We start from the raw sequence: 13,630 nt of genomic DNA, 5'->3' as shown, positions 1-13,630 counted from the left end.
CACTCAGAGTGGCGTGATCGGTTTCCCTGGGTGAGTGATCGCAGCCGTGCGTAGCGGGACTGTCCCGGGTTTGTCTCGTGCTGTCTCGGCTGTCTCAGGGGTTGTTCGGGTACGACTGCGCGGTGGAGGTGGGGCATGAACGAGGTGGCGGACGAGGCCGGTTGGGATGTCGAGCCCGGGGACGAGATCGAGCCGGTGGTCCAGGCGGTGGGGCGACTGCTGAAGGTGTGCCGGGAGGCGGCGGGGATGCGGGTGGCCGACCTCGCGGAGGTCATGGGCTACGGCGAGGACATGATCCGCAAGATCGAGCGGGGGCAGCGGATTCCTCGGCCGGAGTTCCTGGACAGGGTGGACGGCGTCCTGAAGGCGCAGGGGCATCTCAAGGCGTTCAAGCGGGACATGGAGCAGGCTCGGTACCCGAAGAAGGTGCGCGATCTAGCGGACTTGGAGAGGCGGGCAGTGGAGATGCTGCTGTATGGCAGCCACAACCTCCACGGCCTGTTGCAGACGCCGGAGTACGCACGATCGCTGTTCGAGATGAGGCAACCTGCGCTCACCGAAGACGTCGTGGAGCGGGAGACCGCCGCACGCATGGCTCGGAAGGCCGTCTTCGAGCGGGAGCCCGCTCCGACGCTCAGTTTCGTCCAGGAACAGGTGACACTCGAACGGCCCTACGGTGGGAAGATGGTGCTACGCCGACAGCTCGAACACCTCTTGGAGGTAGCGCAGTTGCGGAACGTCACGCTCCAGGTCATGCCGACCGACCGGCAGGAGAACGCCGGAGCGTCGGGCCTGATTCAGGTACTGAAGTTTGCCGACGGTACGGCGATCGGACGTTCCAGCGGCGTGTTCAACGCCCGCCCGGTCTCAAGCCCCAAGGATCTCCGGATCCTTGAGCTGCGCTATGGCATGATCCGGGCGCAGGCTCTCACGCCGAGGGAGTCGCAGGCCTTCATCGAGCAAGCGCTGGGGAGACTATGAGCACCTCGCAACTCCACTGGTTCAAGAGCAGCTACAGCAGCAGCAGCGATCCCGGCGACTGCGTCGAAGTCGCGCTGGACTGGATCAAGAGCAGCTACAGCGACAGCAGCGAACCCGGCGACTGCGTCGAGGTCGCCACCACCCCCGCCACCATCCACATCCGCGACTCCAAGACACCCGAGGCCCTCCACCTCACCGTCGCCCCGACCACTTGGACCCTCTTCGTCGCATCCGTTTCGCTAGCCTGAGGCTGTGACGGAGCAACCGGTAACTGACCTGCCCCTGGTGCGAGTTGAGACCGTCGAGGTCAACGGGCACGGAGCGCGGCAGATCGGCGCGAGGACACGCCAGTCCGCGCCCCTGGCCGACCGCCAGGACGAACTGCGGGACGCCATCCGGCAGGCGTCGACCATCGCGCAGGACTCGCTCGCCCAGGTTCCCGAGCGGCACGGCTGGGCCGTCACCAGCGCGGAGGTCACCTTCGGGATCACGCTGGCCGCCGAGGCCGGTGTCATCCTCTCCAAGGCGTCGGCGGAGGCGTCCTTCGAAGTGACGCTCACGGTGGAGCGGACCTCGGGCGCGCCGTGACCGACGGCCACTACTGGGTGCGGATCAGTGAGGGCGGCAGATTCCTGGGTGCCGGGCTCCTCCTGACCCGCGTCTACGTGCTGACGGCCATGCACTGCCTCCGGGAAGCACGCGTGCAGTACGGACGCCTGGATCTCGAACTGGCGGACGGGCGCGCGGTGACGGGCCGGCTGTGCGACTCGGTTAAGGACAGGGACCTCGCCCTCATCCACATCGAGGACGCCCGCCGGTACGACCTGCCCATCGCCCCGCCGACGGACTGGCCACGGCCGGACGCGCGATGGCGCGGCACCTACTGTCCGCCGGACGAGCAGACACAGCTCAGCGGACGCGTGTCGCACGCGCCGATCACCTACCGCAGCGTCGAGGGCGGCGAGTTCACGGGGATTCAGCTGACCGTGGAACAGGGGCTGGGCGACTATTCGGGGTACTCGGGCAGCCCCGTGGACACCGATCCAGGCGTGGTGGGCATCCTCATGGAGCAGCAGTACAGCCGTGCGGACCCCGCCCAGGGAAGCGAGGTGCTCATCGCCGCGTCCGTACGACATGCCATGGACCTGTTTCCGCACTTCAGCGTGGACTCCCTGCGGAACGGAGGCCACGATCCCACGGAGCCTTGCGAGTCGGCCGAGCAGATGCCCGAGCGGAACGCGGTACGGGACGTCGAAGTCGTACTGAGGGCGCTGCGTCAGTGGGAGGAAGCCGGCTACATCACGCCGGAGGAAGCACAGGAGCAGCGCGGCCGCACACTGCGGAAGTTCGGCGACCGCGCCCTGGGAGGCGACCCCGATGTCTGAAAGCGCCGTACTGCCGTGGCCGCGCAGGATCGATCTGGCCGAGAGGGCGGTCGGGGGATCCCTGGACGCCGTTGGCTTGCTGCGGCACGAGGTCGACCGGCTTGCCGAGGACGAGCAGTTGCTGAGCACCCCCGCGGACGCGGCTGAGATGTCGTATTTCCTTGCCCTGCTGCGTGAGCTCGGCGACGCGGCCGAGCGGGAGTACGGGGTCGCTCTGGACACGATCAACCAATGGGTGAACGAGGAACGCGTTCCCGTGGAACACCGGTGCCCGGTCCACAACCGGATCGCCACCGTCCTTGCCGAGAGCGGACACGACTGGGACGCCCGCTGGGCTCTCCGAGGGGCGCTGAAGGCCGCCCGAACGCCCCTTGAGGAGGCCCACACCCTCACTCAACTCGGCGCGGTGTTCGTCCGGCTGCGAGGGCGGGCTGCCGCCCGGGAACACGCCGAACGGGCCGCGCGACTTGCTTCTCAGGCCGATGGCTCGGCGGCTTGGCTCGACGTGCGGATGCGGTCGGCCCATACCTTGTTCCTGATCGAGCGGCCGCTACAGACCTGGGGCAGGGGCCTCGACCTGGTGCGGGAACTGGTGGACCTCTGCGGTCGGCAGATCGACCGCTGGGGGAACGACCATCCCCGGGCGCTGGAAGCCCTCGTGATCATGACCGCGGCGAAGCACGCGGAGGCCGTGGCGCGGCATGACCTGGCAGCCCAGGAGCGGTTGACCGACGCCCTCGCCGTGACGGCCCAACGGTCCGCGAGCCTGCTCGGGGCACGGCACCCCCAGGCCAGGGCCGCACGCGAGGCGCTCCTGGAAGCCCACGAGATCACGAGCCAGGTCAGAGCGGACGAGGAGCGGCGGGAGCAGGACCACCGGGAACGGGCCCGGCGCAGGGAGCGGGAACTGGCCCGGCGGGAGGAAGCGGAACGGGCGAAGGCGCGACACCAGTCGGCGGCGAACGGTACGAGGACGCAGCCACGGGAGCCGGTGGCGGGGGACGCGGGTGAGGCGACCGCGATGTTCACCAGCCCGCTGCTCACCGCCGTATCGGAGGATCGGACTCCGCACGACCGGGACGAGGGCCTGCGCGAGGTCATCACCCGTGCCCGTGTCGTGCTCTGGGACTTCGACGGGCCGATCTGCCGCCTGTTCGCCGGGCATTCGGCGGATCGGGTGGCGAACCGTCTGGTGCAGTGGCTGGATACACGGCGCCGGCTCGGCCTGCTGACGGATGAGGAACGGGAGACACCCGACCCGTACGCCGTCCTGCTTGCCGTGGGGCGACGGCATCCGAGCCTCGACCTCGTGTTGGAGCTGGAGGAACGGCTCACCCGGGAGGAATTGAGGGCCGTGGCCTCTGCGATGCCCACCGCGTACGCGGACTCGTTGATCCGCACCTGGACCGCAGTCGGCGCCCGGCTCGCCATCGCCACCGACAACTCCCCACGGGTTGTGGGCGAGTACCTCGAGTCTCGGGGCCTGATGTCCTGCTTTTTCCCCCACGTCTACGGCCGCACCCAGGACCTGCACCTTTTCAAGCCGAATCCGTACGGCCTCAACCGGGCGCTGAACGCGATGGGAGCCGGTCCTTCGAAGGCATTGGTCATCGGCAGCACCCCCGCGGACTGCCAAGCCGCCCTCCAGGCCGGCATTCCTTTCCTCGGGTATGCGCGCAACGCCCGTAAGGCCAAGGAGCTCAGGAGCGTCGGCGCCGGACTGGTCGTCGAGTCGCTGGAACAGGTGCTTAGGATCGTCCGCTCGTCCGCCTGACAACCCGGTCGCATGCCCGGTACACCCACCGCTAGCGTGCCGTGCATGACGACAGCCGCCACTGAGTCCGAGGGCTTCGGAGCCCACCCCCGTTTCGCCGAAGCCCTGCGTGAGCTGGGGCTGGCCGACCTCCACGCCCGGATCCGCCGCTTCCCGGACGCGACCCGTACCGCCGCTGAGGCCGCCGCGGCCATCGGGTGCGAGCTCGGTGAGATCTGCAAGTCGCTGATCTTCGCGGCGGACGGGGAGCCGGTGCTGGTCCTGATGGACGGGGCGTCGCGCGTCGACGTGGAGCTCGTCCGGAAGGAACTCGGCGTCCAGAAGGTCACGCGGGCCAAGGCCGACGTCGTACGGGAGACCACCGGGTACGCCATCGGCGGCGTACCGCCCTTCGGGCACCGTACGAAGACGCGCGTGCTCGCCGACCGTTCGCTGCTCGACCATGACGTCGTATGGGCCGCCGCAGGGAATCCGTACGCCGTGTTCCCCATGGCGCCCAAGGACCTCGTCGCCCATGCCGGCGCCACCCTGGTGGACGTGCGCGAGCAGACGCGGGCTTCGTGACGCCGCTCGTCACCGCCGCCGTCCTGCTCGCAGCCGTCACGCACGCCAGCTGGAACGCCATCGCCCACCGGATCACCGACAAACTGGTGGGGTTCACGCTCATCGGGGGCGGCGGGGCGCTGATCGGCGCGGTCCTCGCGTGCTTCGCGGCGTTCCCGGCGGCGGAGGCGTGGCCGTATCTCCTCGCGTCGGCGTTCGTCCACGTCGTGTACTTCGCGCTGCTGATGAAGTCCTTCCGGCTGGGCGACTTCGGACAGGCCTACCCCATCGCGCGGGGCAGCGCGCCGCTCGTCGTCGCCGTACTCGCCGCCTTCGTCGCCCACGAGGTGCCGGACGGGTGGGCGGCGGCCGGGATCGCCCTGTCCTGTGCGGGACTCACGGGCGTCGCCCTGTGGGGTCTGCGCGGCAACCCGCCCAACTGGGCCGCGATCGGCGCGGCGTTGGCGACCGGGCTGAGCATCGCGGCGTACACCGTGCTGGACGGGCTGGGGGTGCGAGCCTCCGGGTCGTCCCTCGGCTATATCGCCTGGCTGATGACGGTGCAGGGGTTCGCCGTACCCGCGTACGCCTGCTGGCGCTGGCGCCGGGAGACGGTCACGGTGCTGCGGCCGTTCGCCGGGGTGGGACTGCTGGGTGCAGCGCTGTCCTTCGCCGCGTACGCACTGGTCCTGTGGGCGCAGACGAAGGCCGAGTTGGCGCCGATCGCCGCCCTGCGGGAGTCCTCGATCATCGTGGGCGCCGCGATAGGCGCCGTGTTCTTCAAGGAGCGCTTCGGGGCGCCGCGCATCGTGGCGGCGGGACTGCTGGTCGTGGGGATCGGGCTGATGCTGCACGCGGGCTGACGCCACGACGACGACTCGTCCGCCGACCACCACGCCGCTCACCGACCTCACGCCCCCGGGCCCTTGCCCTTGCCCTTGTTGCTGGAGCCACCGCCGGCACAGCAGCGTGCGAGTTGAGGAAGCCCCGGCCAACGGCCGGGGCTTCCTCAACAGTCAGACGGTCACTTGCCGAAGGCGGCGTTGTTGCAGCCCATCGTCGAGCCGAGGTGCGTGCTCTGGGCACCCGCGTCGCCCTCGCCGTTGACACCGCTGCCCAGGAGGCCGTTGAGGATTCCGACCACGCCGAGGATGTCGAGGTTCAGGTCGTGGGACTTGCAGGTGGTGCTCTGCTGGACCTTGACGTCGTTGCCTCGGGGGCCTTGGTCGGCCTGCGCGGTGCCCGCGCCCACGAGGCCGACGGTGGTGAGGGCGGCGACCAGGACCGCGGCCTTGCGAAGCTTGTGCATGTCATCTCCGGTGGAGTGAGGTGGATGCGATGCGTGAAGGAGCGACTCCTTACGATTAAGGGAGATTAAGTAGGAAATGCCCCAAATCATCCTCTGGCGCGCCGAGTTTTGCGATCTACCGCCGGGATGATGCTGCCGCGGGCGCCCGAACGCCTGAACCGCACGCCTGAACCGAACACTTGAACTGAACGCTTGAACTGAACGCTTGAAACTGAACGCCTTGAACCGGACGCCTGAAGTCGCGCGCTACCCGTGCCCCGTGACCCCGGACAGGTCATGCGCCGTCACGCTGTTGCGGTCGGTGACCGAGCGGCCCAGGGCGTGGTGGGGCCACAGGCCCGCGGCGACCCGGCGGCTGCGCTCGCTCCACTGACGGGCCGCCAGGTCACCGGCCTTGTAGTGGTTGAGGGCGTAACCGCCGGAGTGGATGCGCAGCAGGGTGAAGCCGCCGGGGTACTCCTTGGCGGCGGCGACCTCCTGCTGGGTGACGTGCGGCGCCCGCGACAGCACGGTGCGCTTGTTGCGGTGGGTGTGGCCCGCGTGGTGGAGGAAGACGCCCGGCGCGGACGCGTAGGCGTCGACGACGGCACGGGCCTGGCGGCGCTCCAGCTGCTGGCCGCGGGTCACCGGGAAGACCGAGTCCCGCACGGTCAGCGGATGGTGGCCGAAGACCAGCGTCGGCTGCTCCGGGGCCTCCCTCAACCGCCCCCGGAGCCAGGCCAGTTGCTCGGGCCCGAGCCCGCCCGCGTCGGCGCCGTTGCCGGTCTTGACGTAGGTGTCGAGGCCGATGATCCGCAGCCCGCCGAGGTCCCGGGCGAAGTACCCCGGCCCGCCGCCGTCGGCCGGGAACGCGGCGTGGAAGGTGGCGTTGTCGCGGGAGCGGTCGTGGTTGCCGCGTACGACGAAGTAGTCCCGCCCGTGCGCACCGAACCCGTCCAGGATCCGCCGGGCCTCGCCGAGGTCGTGCGCCCCGCCGCCCGCCGAGATGTCGCCCCCGGCCAGCAGTACGTCCGCCCCGCGCCGCCGGGCCTCCTCGACCAGGGCGCGGCTCATGAGCTCCGGATACGGTGCCCGCCCCGGCTGCTGCGGCACCCCGCGCAGCAGGGGAAAGCCGCCGACGAGCCCCGCGGTCGTCTCGCCGAGGTGCAGGTCGTTGCAGAGCGCGACCGACAGCAGATGCCGGCCGGGCGGCGGCTGGGGGGTGGTGAAGCAGTACGGTCCGCCGCTCGCGCCGAACCCGAACGTCGACGTGCCCACCGCGTTGCCGCGCACGAGATGCAGCGGGGTGGGCGTCGCGGCCGTGCCCCGGGAGCGGGCCTGGTAGTAGTACGTCTGCCCCGGCTCCAGGTCCGTGAGTTCGACCTGGTGATGGGCGGTCGGACGGCCCTCGGACGCCGTGCGGTTGAGCCGCGAGGGATGGGTGCCGTAGACGATCTCGCCCTCGGTGAGCGCGGGGAGGGGATGCCCCAGGCCGTCATCGGTGCCGGGGATCCCGGTGTACCAGGTGATGACCGCGCTGTCCTCGGTGAGGGTGACGAGTTCGAGGTTGACGGCGATCAGGTCGTCGGGGTGGTGGGAGCGGGCCCGCTGCATGGCGGCGGACGCCGACCGCAGCAGGGCGGGGGCGAGCCGGGCGCCGGAGCGCAGCACCTCGCAGGGGCCGGGGAAGGCCGACAGTGCCGCGAGGGCGGGGAGGTGGGCGGAGAAGCAGCAGCGCATGTCCTCGATATGGCCCGGTGCGGTGAACGGGGGAGGTGGCGGTGGCGGCGGGGCCAGGTCCGGCGCGCGACATCTCCGTGGAAGGCGACATCTCCATGGAAGCAGGGCGAAGGCGGTCACCGAAGGGAGTGTGCCGAGTCTCACTGATCCCGAGTTGCCGTCTTTGCTCCTCTGACTGGTCGGCGGCGCCCTCCGAGGCGCACCCTGGAAGCAGGACTTCCGGAGGTGATCGTCATGATGCACACCACAGTGGGATGGCATGTCGAGCTGGAGTTCCAGGAGGACGAGACGCACACCAGGGCGGTCGCGATGGTGCGCCTCCCCGACGGCACCGAGGTACGGGCCCAGGGGCACGCCTCACGGCACCACACGGACGCGAATCAGCCGCGCGTCGGTGAGGAGATCGCCGGTGCGCGCGCGCTGAACGAGCTGGCGATGCAGATGCTCACGAAGGCGCACAGCGAGATCGACCAGGCTTCTGGGCGGACCTCGCATCCGATTCACGTGTGAGCGCCCTTACGCCAGCGCCGCCCGCAACCCCCGTATCAACCCCTGCGCCCTCGGGTCCGCCGTCACCGTCTTGCGGAAGCCGTTCGTCACATAGCCGAACGCGACTCCCGACTCGGGGTCGGCGAAGCCGAGGGCGCCGCCGCGGCCGGGGTGGCCGAAAGAGCCCGGTCCGAGCAACGGGGACGCGGTGCCGTGGAGCATGTAGCCGAGGCCGAAACGGGTGTTGACGACCAGGACGCGGTCCGGGCCCGCCGACTCCTCGGCGCGAGCCTGTTCCACGGTCTCCGGGTCGAAGAGCCGCACGCCGTCGACCTGGCCGATCAGCGCCGCGTAGAAGCGGGCCAGACCGTCGGCCGTCGCGATGCCGTTCGTCGCGGGGAGCGCGGCGGCGAGGTAGGCGGGGTCGTTCTGGTCCGGGAACGGGGTGATCGCGGCGAACGCGCGGCGGGTCAGGGAGTCCGGGTCGTCGTAGGCCTCGGTGACCGACCGCTTCGGCCGCGACCGCAGCCCGCCGACCGGCTCGGGCCCCTCGACCCGCCCGGTACGCCCCACCCGTCCCGCCTCCGACTCCGGCAGCCCCAGCCACAGATCCAGGCCCAGCGGCCCGGCGACCTCCGCCGCCAGCCACTCCCCGGCCCACCGCCCCGTCACCCGCCGCACCAGCTCGTCCAGCAGCCAGCCGTACGTCAGCGCGTGATAGCCGTGGTCGGTGCCCGGCTCCCACGCATGCGCCTGCGCGGCCACCGCCTCGGGGCCGAGACGTGGGTCCAGCGCCTCCTCGGGCGTGAGCGGGCGGTCGAGCACCGGGAGCCCTGCGCGGTGGTTCAGCACATGCCGGACCAGCAGCCGCTCCTTGCCGTGAGCCTTGAACTCCGGCCAGTACACGGCCAACGGCGCGTCCAGGTCCAGCTCTCCGCGCTGCTGGAGAATGAGGGGTACGGCGGCGGCGACGCCCTTGGTGGCCGACCGCACGACCTGCGCGGTCCCCTGCTCCCAGGGCTCGGTCCCGTCCACATCCTTGGTACCGGCCCACAGATCGACGACCTTGCGCCCGTCCCGGTACACGGCGACGGCCGCCCCCCGCTCCCCGAGCGTGCCGAAGTTCCGTGCGAACGCCTCCCTGACCGGCTCGAAGCCCTCGGCCACTGTGCCGTTCACGTCCACGTCCGTCTCCTCGTCCTGCCTGGTGCGGGTGCCTTTCTACCCAAGCAGGATGGTGACGTCGATGTTCCCCCGGGTCGCGTTCGAGTACGGGCACACCTCATGCGCCGCGTCCACCAGCTTCGCCGCGAGGTCCGCGTCCAGCACCGGCAGGGAGACGCTGAGGGCGACCGCCAGGCCGTAGCCGCGGTGCTTGTTGGGGCCGATGCCGACCTTCGCGGCGACCGTGGAGCCGGTGAGGTCGTAGCCCTCGCGGTTGCCGACCAGGATCAGCGCGTTGTGGAAGCAGGAGCTGTAGCCGGCGGCGAACAGCTGCTCGGGGTTGGTGCCGTTGCCGTCACCGCCGAGCGCCGGCGGCATCGCGACCTTCAGCTCGATCTGGCCGTCCTGGCTGGTGACGTAGCCGTCCCGGCCGCCGTGCGCGGTGGCCTCGGCGACGTATGTGATCTTCGTCGGACGGGTGTCGACGGCGGTGTCCTCGTCGTTCATGGTTGGCCCTCCCCCAAAAAGAACGTACGCAAGTACATCGTGCACAAGGTACTGGCGGGTATGGGACTGCTGTTACCAGGGGGTCGTGACCGTTGGTAAGCCGAGATCAGCGGGCGGCGCGGTCGGCGACGGCCGTCGCCTTCGCCGCCAGCTGCCACAGTTCCTCGCGCAGCCGCTCGATCTCCGGGCCGTCGAGCCCGGTCTCCGCGAGCAGCGTGCCCGGTACGCACTCCGCGCGCTCCCGCAGCGCCGCGCCCTGCCCGGTGACCGCGACGAGCACCGACCGCTCGTCCCGCGCCGACCGCTCCCGCCGCACCAGCCCCGCCGCCTCCAGCCGCTTCAGCAGCGGGGAGACGGTGCCGTAATCGAGCCGAAGGGCGGCCGCCAGTTCCTTCACCGTGATCTCGCCGCGCTCCCAGAGGACCAGCAGGACGAGGTACTGCGGGTAGGTGAGGCCGAGTTCGTCGAGAAGCGGGCGGTAGGCGGCCGTCACGGCGCGCTGGGCCGCGTACAGCGCGAAGCACAGCTGCTCGTCGAGCAACAGCGAGCCCTTGGTCTCCTCGTTCGTCACGCGCCCTCCCTCACGCTCGAAGCGGCTTCGCCCGGCTCGCGCGGGGGCACCCCCATCACGGACCGCGGATCGAAGCCGAACGGCAGCTCCAGGCGATGGGCGCGCATCAGCTCGTCGTCGGACAGCAGCTCCGCCGTCTTCCCGTCGGCCGCGATCACGCCCTCGCTGAGAACGAGGGAGCGCGGGCACAGCTCCAGGGCGTACGGCAGGTCGTGCGTGACCATCAGGACGGTGACGTCCAACGAGCGCAGGATGTCGGCCAGTTCGCGTCGGGAGGCGGGGTCGAGGTTGGAGGAGGGCTCGTCGAGGACGAGGATCTCCGGCTCCATCGCCAGTACGGTCGCCACCGCGACCCGGCGCCGCTGGCCGAAGGAGAGGTGGTGCGGGGGCCGGTCCTTGAACTCCGCCATGCCGACCCGGTCGAGGGCCCGGTCGACGCGCTCCTCCAGCTCCGGCCCCTTGAGCCCGGCCGCCGCGGGACCGAAGGCCACGTCCTCGCGGACCGTCGGCATGAACAGCTGGTCGTCCGGATCCTGGAACACGATGCCGACCCGGCGCCTGATCTCGGCCATGTGCTGCTTGCCGACGGGCAGCCCGGCGACGTGCACGGTGCCCGTACCGCCGGTCAGGATGCCGTTGAGGTGGAGCACGAGGGTCGTCTTGCCGGCGCCGTTCGGGCCGAGCAGCGCGACCCGCTCACCCCGCGCGATGGAGAAGTCCACGCCGAACAGGGCCTGGTGGCCGTCGGGGTAGGCGAAGGCCAGACCGGCCACTTCCAGGGAGGGAATCGGTTCCGTCACAACGACCATCCCAGCAGACAGACGACGAGGGCGGCGAAGGGGAGCGTGAGGGCGTACGACCACTGCGCCCGGGACGCGGTCACCTCGTCGATCACCGGCATCGAACCGGCGTACCCGCGGCTGATCATGGCCAGATGGACGCGCTCGCCGCGCTCGTAGGACCGGATGAACAGCGCGCCCGCCGACTTCGCGAGGACGCCCCACTGCCGCACGCCCTTCGCCTCGAAGCCGCGTGACTCGCGTGCGATCCGCATCCGCCGCATCTCGTCCGTGATGACATCGCCGTAGCGGATCATGAAGGACGCGATCTGCACCAGAAGCGGCGGGAGCTTCAAGCGCTGGAGGCCGAGGAGCAGTTCACGCAGCTCGGTGGTGGAGGCGAGGAGCACGGAGGCGGCGACGCCCAGGGTGCCCTTCGCGAGCACGTTCCAGGCGCCCCACAGTCCGCTGACGCTCAGCGACATGCCCAGCACCTCGACCCGCTCGCCCTCCGCCACGAACGGCATCAGCACCGCGAACGCGACGAACGGCACCTCGATCAGCAGCCGCTTGAGCAGAAACCCGGCGGGCACGCGCGCGACGTACGCGACGAGCGCGAGGAGCACGGCGTACAGGCCGAACGCCCACATCGCCGCCCGCGGCGTCGACACCACGACCACCACGAACGCGAAGGTGGCGGCGAGCTTGGTGTGCGGCGGCAGGCCGTGCACGGGCGAGTGCCCGTGCCGGTAGAGCCTGTGCGCGTGCCCGGCGCCCATGAGTCAGACGCTCGTGCTCGTCGGCGACACGTCGGCCGCCTCGTCCGTACGACGCCGGCGCACCGCCCAGAAGACGCCGGTGCCCGCGACCAGGGTCGCGCCGACGCCGATCGTCCCGGCGAGGCCGCCGGACAGCCGGATGTTGTCGATGTTCTTCACGCCGTAGTCGGCGAGCGGCGAGTCGGCATTGGCGTGCTCCTCCGCGGACTCGGCGAATCCCTTGTCCTCGGCGACCTTCTCCAGGCCGTCGGGGCTGGCGGAGGCGTAGAAGCTGACGAACCCGGCGAGGACGAGCGAGGTGACCAGGCCGCTGATCCACAGGGTGCGGCGGGAGGTGCGGGCCGCGACCGGCCGCGCGGCCTCGGGCGCCGGGGCGTCGACGAGTTCGCCGCCGACCCGCAGCTTCAGCGGCTGCCGCAGATCACGGGCGCCGTACACGAGGTCCGGCCGTACGGCGATGACGGCCCCGATGGTCAGCGCGGTGATCGCCGCCTCGCCGATGCCGATCAGCAGGTGGACGCCGACCATGGCGGTGGCGACCTTGCCGATCGAGACGTCGGTGGTGCCGCCGATCCAGAACAGGAGCGTGAACGCGAGGGCCGCGGCCGGCACGGACACCACCGAGGCGACGAAGGAGGCGGCGGTGATCGAGCGGCGGGTCTTCGGCAGGACCTTCACCAGGCCACGGAAGACGACATAGGCGACGACGACGCCGACGATCGCCATGTTGGTGATGTTCACACCGAGCGCGGTGAGGCCGCCGTCCGCGAAGAGGATGCCCTGCATCAGCAGGACGACGGAGATGCACAACGCGCCGGTATAGGGGCCGACGAGGATCGCGGCGAGGGCGCCGCCCAGGAGATGTCCGCTGGTCCCGGCCGCGACGGGGAAGTTCAGCATCTGCACCGCGAAGATGAACGCCGCCACCAGACCGGCCAGCGGCGCCGTCCGCTCGTCGAGTTCACGGCGCGCGCCGCGCAGGCTCACGGCGACCGCGGCCGCGGCGACCACTCCGGTCACGGCGGAGGTCGGGGCGTCTATGAATCCGTCAGGTACATGCACCGTTCGATGATAGTGGCTTAATGCGAACGGGTTGCAAGAGCGATAGCCTCGTGGATTTGGTCCCGTGTATCGCACATGTGATATACGCCCGTCCCGAGGGGCGCTTTCGGGAAGATATGCGACATTGGAGGGGGGCGAAGGCACAGCTTTCGCACAGGTCACGCAGGGTGAGAGGGCGTCCGATGTCTGTAGTCGAACAGTACGCACGGGCCCATATCGTTACGGACGCGGACCTCCTGGCGGAGGAACAGGACGCCGTTCCGGTCGTCCTGCGCTATGACCCGGACACCGATCCGCGCGCGGTGCGCGTCCGGCTGCCCGGGCGCGAGGCCCACGAGTGGACCTTCTCGCGGTCCCTGCTGGAACAGGGACTGCGTGCCCCTGCGGGGAGCGGAGAGATACGGGTGTGGCCGTGCGGCCGGGTGCAGGCCGTGGTGGAGTTCCACTCCGCGCAGGGCGTGTCGGTGGTGCAGTTCGAGTCGAAGGCGCTGATGAGGTTTCTGCGGCGGACCTATCTGGCCGCCGCCGCACCCGTGGCACGAGAGGCCCAGCTCGGCCGGTGAGCCTC

General features: G+C 70.5%; 17 protein-coding genes. 9 read left to right on the top strand and 8 right to left on the bottom strand.

The window, feature by feature from the left end:
* Positions 1 to 135: 135 nt before the first annotated feature.
* The 7 genes from ADK36_RS27195 to ADK36_RS27165 all read left to right on the top strand — a co-directional run bounded on the left by ADK36_RS27195 (position 136) and on the right by ADK36_RS27165 (position 5,546).
* Positions 136 to 981: a helix-turn-helix domain-containing protein gene (locus ADK36_RS27195; protein WP_048584722.1), complete on the top strand. Its 846-nt coding sequence runs from the start codon at positions 136 to 138 to the stop codon at positions 979 to 981.
* Positions 978 to 1,229, top strand: coding sequence for a DUF397 domain-containing protein (locus ADK36_RS27190; protein ID WP_048584721.1), 252 nt, complete (start codon positions 978 to 980; stop codon positions 1,227 to 1,229). The genes ADK36_RS27195 and ADK36_RS27190 overlap by 4 nt, the downstream gene beginning before the upstream one ends.
* A gap of 4 nt (positions 1,230 to 1,233) precedes the next feature.
* A complete protein-coding gene (locus ADK36_RS27185; RefSeq protein WP_234329892.1) occupies positions 1,234 to 1,569 on the top strand; it encodes a CU044_2847 family protein in 336 nt (111 codons plus the stop codon).
* The gene (locus tag ADK36_RS27180) at positions 1,566 to 2,366 is read left to right on the top strand and encodes a trypsin-like serine protease (protein WP_048584720.1); all 801 of its coding nucleotides are present in this window, start codon (positions 1,566 to 1,568) and stop codon (positions 2,364 to 2,366) included. The genes ADK36_RS27185 and ADK36_RS27180 overlap by 4 nt, the downstream gene beginning before the upstream one ends.
* A gap of 1,021 nt (positions 2,367 to 3,387) precedes the next feature.
* A complete protein-coding gene (locus ADK36_RS27175; RefSeq protein WP_053199414.1) occupies positions 3,388 to 4,140 on the top strand; it encodes an HAD family hydrolase in 753 nt (250 codons plus the stop codon).
* 45 nt (positions 4,141 to 4,185) lie between these two features.
* A complete protein-coding gene (locus ADK36_RS27170) occupies positions 4,186 to 4,704 on the top strand; it encodes a YbaK/EbsC family protein (RefSeq protein WP_048584719.1) in 519 nt (172 codons plus the stop codon).
* Complete coding sequence (locus ADK36_RS27165; protein ID WP_048584718.1) at positions 4,701 to 5,546, top strand: DMT family transporter; 846 nt, start codon at positions 4,701 to 4,703, stop codon at positions 5,544 to 5,546. Before ADK36_RS27170 ends, ADK36_RS27165 begins: the two co-directional genes overlap by 4 nt.
* 161 nt (positions 5,547 to 5,707) lie before the next feature.
* Here ADK36_RS27165 and ADK36_RS27160 read toward each other — a convergent pair whose 3' ends face one another.
* On the bottom strand, positions 5,708 to 5,992 hold the full coding sequence (locus ADK36_RS27160) for a hypothetical protein (protein ID WP_048584717.1): 285 nt from the start codon (positions 5,990 to 5,992) through the stop codon (positions 5,708 to 5,710).
* A gap of 246 nt (positions 5,993 to 6,238) precedes the next feature.
* The gene (locus ADK36_RS27155) at positions 6,239 to 7,711 is read right to left on the bottom strand and encodes a purple acid phosphatase family protein (RefSeq protein ID WP_078916524.1); all 1,473 of its coding nucleotides are present in this window, start codon (positions 7,709 to 7,711) and stop codon (positions 6,239 to 6,241) included.
* 234 nt (positions 7,712 to 7,945) lie between these two features.
* Here ADK36_RS27155 and ADK36_RS27150 point away from each other — a divergent pair, with 234 nt between their 5' ends.
* A complete protein-coding gene (locus ADK36_RS27150) occupies positions 7,946 to 8,221 on the top strand; it encodes a DUF1876 domain-containing protein (RefSeq protein ID WP_048584750.1) in 276 nt (91 codons plus the stop codon).
* Positions 8,222 to 8,227: 6 nt separating this feature from the next.
* Here ADK36_RS27150 and ADK36_RS27145 read toward each other — a convergent pair whose 3' ends face one another.
* From ADK36_RS27145 to ADK36_RS27120, 6 genes are all read right to left on the bottom strand, one after another.
* Positions 8,228 to 9,385 (bottom strand): serine hydrolase domain-containing protein, encoded by a 1,158-nt coding sequence (locus tag ADK36_RS27145; RefSeq protein ID WP_048584716.1) that lies wholly within the window; start codon positions 9,383 to 9,385, stop codon positions 8,228 to 8,230.
* A gap of 36 nt (positions 9,386 to 9,421) precedes the next feature.
* The gene (locus ADK36_RS27140; RefSeq protein ID WP_048584715.1) at positions 9,422 to 9,871 is read right to left on the bottom strand and encodes an organic hydroperoxide resistance protein; all 450 of its coding nucleotides are present in this window, start codon (positions 9,869 to 9,871) and stop codon (positions 9,422 to 9,424) included.
* 106 nt (positions 9,872 to 9,977) lie between these two features.
* Positions 9,978 to 10,442: a MarR family winged helix-turn-helix transcriptional regulator gene (locus tag ADK36_RS27135; RefSeq protein WP_048584714.1), complete on the bottom strand. Its 465-nt coding sequence runs from the start codon at positions 10,440 to 10,442 to the stop codon at positions 9,978 to 9,980.
* On the bottom strand, positions 10,439 to 11,251 hold the full coding sequence (locus tag ADK36_RS27130; protein WP_048584713.1) for an energy-coupling factor ABC transporter ATP-binding protein: 813 nt from the start codon (positions 11,249 to 11,251) through the stop codon (positions 10,439 to 10,441). Before ADK36_RS27130 ends, ADK36_RS27135 begins: the two co-directional genes overlap by 4 nt.
* Positions 11,239 to 12,000, bottom strand: coding sequence for a cobalt ECF transporter T component CbiQ (cbiQ, locus tag ADK36_RS27125; RefSeq protein WP_048584712.1), 762 nt, complete (start codon positions 11,998 to 12,000; stop codon positions 11,239 to 11,241). The genes ADK36_RS27130 and cbiQ overlap by 13 nt, the downstream gene beginning before the upstream one ends.
* A gap of 3 nt (positions 12,001 to 12,003) precedes the next feature.
* Complete coding sequence (locus ADK36_RS27120; RefSeq protein ID WP_048584711.1) at positions 12,004 to 13,062, bottom strand: energy-coupling factor ABC transporter permease; 1,059 nt, start codon at positions 13,060 to 13,062, stop codon at positions 12,004 to 12,006.
* 182 nt (positions 13,063 to 13,244) lie between these two features.
* On the opposite strand from ADK36_RS27120, the gene ADK36_RS27115 reads away from it, so the two are divergent.
* Positions 13,245 to 13,625 (top strand): SsgA family sporulation/cell division regulator, encoded by a 381-nt coding sequence (locus tag ADK36_RS27115; RefSeq protein ID WP_048584710.1) that lies wholly within the window; start codon positions 13,245 to 13,247, stop codon positions 13,623 to 13,625.
* Positions 13,626 to 13,630 lie beyond the last annotated feature (5 nt).

It is taken from the genome of Streptomyces viridochromogenes, assembly GCF_001270495.1.
GTDB lineage: Bacteria > Actinomycetota > Actinomycetes > Streptomycetales > Streptomycetaceae > Streptomyces > Streptomyces viridochromogenes_A.
This window is presented reverse-complemented; position numbering and strand designations above follow the sequence as displayed.